This is a genomic window from Moorena sp. SIO4E2 (genome assembly GCF_010671945.1).
Lineage (GTDB): Bacteria > Cyanobacteriota > Cyanobacteriia > Cyanobacteriales > Coleofasciculaceae > Moorena > Moorena producens.
Genome location: NZ_JAAHIE010000665.1, coordinates 1 through 3467 on the forward strand (window position 1 = coordinate 1; position 3467 = coordinate 3467).

General features: G+C 45.2%; 4 protein-coding genes. 3 read left to right on the plus strand and 1 reads right to left on the minus strand.

Features of this window, described 5'->3' with window-relative positions; genetic code table 11:
- A partial coding sequence (locus F6K37_RS35055; RefSeq protein ID WP_287255460.1) for an STAS domain-containing protein occupies positions 1-138 on the minus strand: 138 nt, incomplete at its 3' end.
- 98 nt (positions 139-236) lie between these two features.
- On the opposite strand from F6K37_RS35055, the gene F6K37_RS35060 reads away from it, so the two are divergent.
- From F6K37_RS35060 to F6K37_RS35070, 3 genes are all read left to right on the plus strand, one after another.
- Complete coding sequence (locus tag F6K37_RS35060; protein WP_287255458.1) at positions 237-1511, plus strand: hypothetical protein; 1275 nt, start codon at positions 237-239, stop codon at positions 1509-1511.
- 2 nt (positions 1512-1513) lie between these two features.
- Positions 1514-2098: a DNA circularization N-terminal domain-containing protein gene (locus F6K37_RS35065; RefSeq protein WP_008184360.1), complete on the plus strand. Its 585-nt coding sequence runs from the start codon at positions 1514-1516 to the stop codon at positions 2096-2098.
- 285 nt (positions 2099-2383) lie between these two features.
- The coding region (locus tag F6K37_RS35070; protein ID WP_287255459.1) for a PspA/IM30 family protein at positions 2384-3467 on the plus strand (1084 nt) is incomplete at its 3' end.

The following is a 3467-nucleotide window of genomic DNA, read 5'->3' on the forward strand; positions in this document are numbered from 1 at the left end:
TCCTGTAATGACCAATACAGACATGACTTGGGGAGTGACATTTTTAAGCAACGTTTTAACCCCTTGTTCTAGGGCGCTTTTGTGATTACTCACTAATGCACCGATACCACTGCTATCGATAAAATTATGGGGAGCCATACTCAAATTCCCCCGAGCGAGCAATCCCTCGCTCGGGGGATAATGGGGGTACTCCGAGTTTGAAGACACGCCCTAGCCCCAGGCAGGAAACAGGCAAGATGCCCATTCCACAAGGCAAGAGGCCCATTCCACCACACCCAACTCCTAATCCAACTATGGAGGATAGTTGGTCAACACCAGTCGGTGGCGATCAGGTCAGCCAGGGGAATAATAGCGACGTTTTCGTTAATTCAGGGGATGTACAATTCTCTAGGGTGGAATCAGGGGCTACAAGAAGGCAGAAGGCAGAAGGCACAGGGCAGAAGGTGCCCACAACTACTCCTGCCCAGGAGCTGACCCTAGATCAAGAACTCTTCCCTTCTTCCTCTGTTGCTCCCTCAACCCAATCTCGATCTAAACAACCGACTCTGGACAGGAATGAAGCACTCTTACCAAAGCATTCGAATAATGTTCAGGGCTTGAAAGAACTTGCCGAATTATTACCTTCCCAGGAACCGCTAGATTTAGCAAACCCTAATCTGGTTAGTGCCTCTGATCCCACGTTGCACTCAAACCTAGTAGATCGGGGGGACTTCGAGCACACGGGAGATCAAGTACTATTTACACATGCAACTCCCGATCTACTGATTGATTCTTATCGGAGTGGTGAGCAAATCGGCATTGCTGAATCTTCGGATGAATATGAGTGGGGTGGGCATCCTGCTAGGGCGTGTTTTCAAAGTTTTCCGCCAGATGATGATCCCCCCCAGCCCCCCTTAATAAGGGGGGAGCCATACTCAAAGTCCCCCGAGCGAGCAATCCCTCGCTCGGGGGATAATGGGGGTACTCCGAGTTTGAAGACACGCCCTAGCCCCAGGCAGGAAACAGGCAAGATGCCCATTCCACAAAACTCTTCAAATCATGCCATGATTAAGCAACCCCAGGAAATCAGTGGTGGGAGTCCCGAAACCTGGCAGAGGTTTCCCTTGGGTGCGGATACTGATATTACCCCACCCCAGGCTCTTCAAACTTCCAGTGACCCATCAGCGATCAGCCCTCAGCGATCAGCCCTCAGCGATCAGCCCTCAGCGATCAGCCCTCAGCCCTCAGCGATCAGCCCTCAGCGATCAGCGATCAGCCATTACCCATTACCCATTACCCATTACCCATTACCCATTACCCATCACCCATCACCCATTACCCATTACCCATTACCCATCACCCATTACCCATTACCCATCACCCATTCTTCCGATCCCAGCAAGCTAGAAACAGAGGTTGAAACAGAGATGATCAGGCGCAACGGTACACCAGAAATGGACTTAGATCAGATTATGGACGCGATCGCTAGCAAAGTCAGTCGCGAATACCGCAGATTTTATGGGAGCAGCTAATCATGGCTATTGAGTTAGGAAAAATTAAGCTAAACCGAGTGCATCGGCTGGTCACCCTAGAGCAAGCGAATTTGATCTCCCATCGTGTTCCTGGTATGGCAGGAAACCTTGTACAGGACTTGGGACGGGACTCAGTCTTATTAGGGATTAGCGGTATCTTTTACGGTTCTACAGCCAGTAAGGACTTGGAGGCACTGCGACAAATTTACAAACAGCGAAAACCGGTGGATTTTATTGCCGAAATTGTTGGCAGAAGCTACTTTGGCCAGGTTATTGTGGAACGATTTGAGGTGTTTCAATTAGCTAAGGAGCCAGAGCAGTTCAGCTATACTTTGACCATTGCTGAGTATACTGATCCTCCTAGTAGTCAAGGGGGTGCAGCTGTTGCTCAGGTAGACCAGTCGATTCAGGTTAAGGCGAAGAATCTGATGGATGTTGCTACTCTTCCTGATGCTCTACAACTGGGTACTATTCCGGAAATTACTAACCCATTTAAACCGTTAAAAGGAGCTTTAGAACCCGTACAGGAAGCCACAAAAGATTTAGATAAAGTGACAGAAGGATTAAAAGCTATTTTTGGGATTTAAGTAAGCATTCAGCTATCAGCTATCAGCTATCAGCTAATGCAATACCCTTACGCTGTCTTGATCCCAAGCGCGAGTGGGGGAAACTCCTTCGGGCCTGTGACCACGCTACACAGAACAGCTTTTGAATAAAATAAGCTGACTGCTGACGGCACCTCAAGTAGCGTGAGCTTTTAGCTGACGGCTGACGGCTGACGGCTGACAGCTGAATGCTTACGTATTTAAGTTGCCGTTTTTAGCTTTCAACCGGCTTTTACACACAAGATTCAGTTAATCAGACTCAAGATTATGGCACTCTCTATTGTCGATAAATTAAAAGATATTAATCCTCAAGTAGCATTTGCTGATGCTCAAAATCAATGTACTCAAGCGGAAAGTACTGTTGCTCAACTGGGTCAAAATGGTCTTCCTGATGTTGGTAATTATCAGCAGCAAATAGAAAAGCAGCTTCCTCAGGTCGATTTGACAAATGTAAAGAATATAATTTCCCAGGTGCCTTTATCTGCTGAGGAACTGAAAGCAGAATTATCAGGAAAAATCAACCAACTTACAGAAATTAACTTCGACAGCCTTACCGCAGCCATTCCCTTACCCAAGGCAGCTGATTTCGGAGACTTGACTATTGCTGATGAAATTAAAAAGACTATTGGCTCTTTAACTGAAGACTTGACAGGTAGCTTCAGTATCGGAGACTTGCCCACAGACACAAAAACTATCTTTGGGGAATTTGAAGAATTTGTCACCAAGGCAGGAATGTTACCTGTTCGCACCTTGGATGTTTTATTCAAAGCACTAAAAAAATTCCTCGATAAATTGTCAGATCCAGATGAATTACTGAAAAAAATTGATTCACAAGCCCTCACCGAAATTTTTAAGGAGCAGATTAACTCCTTAGCAGAACAACTTCCTTCCAAGGCTCTTAGCCGCATTGAAATGAATATCGAGGATCGAATTAAATTAATAGCAGAGTATAAACAACTGCTGGGTTCACTAAAAGACCCTACTTCCCTAAAAAAAGAGCAATTTCCAAAACTGAGAAAAAGCATTGGAGCGATTGCTAGAAAAATTGAGAGCCTTGATGCTAGCACAGATACAGCTCTGGCAAATTTACAAAACTTTAATATTACCAATTTCCAAACTGCTTTAGAAGAATTAATTAGTACTGCAGGAGATGGTGCTACTACAGGAGCTTTAGTTCCTTTCTTTAATAAAATCAAGACTTATATTGAGACTCTGACAGCTAAAGTTAAAACTATTACCGATAAACTCAGAGAGTTTGCCCAGAAAATACCAGAGGTTATTGAACAAGCCATTAGTAAAGTGAAGGAAATTGCCACTAAAGTTACCCAAGGTATTGCCGACAAAATTAAGA

Bases quoted from the DNA above. Each gene is read 5' to 3' on its own strand.
- F6K37_RS35060 (WP_287255458.1), top strand. From the start codon at position 237: ATGCCCATTCCACAAGGCAAGAGGCCCATTCCACCACACCCAACTCCT.
- F6K37_RS35065 (WP_008184360.1), top strand. From the start codon at position 1,514: ATGGCTATTGAGTTAGGAAAAATTAAGCTAAACCGAGTGCATCGGCTG.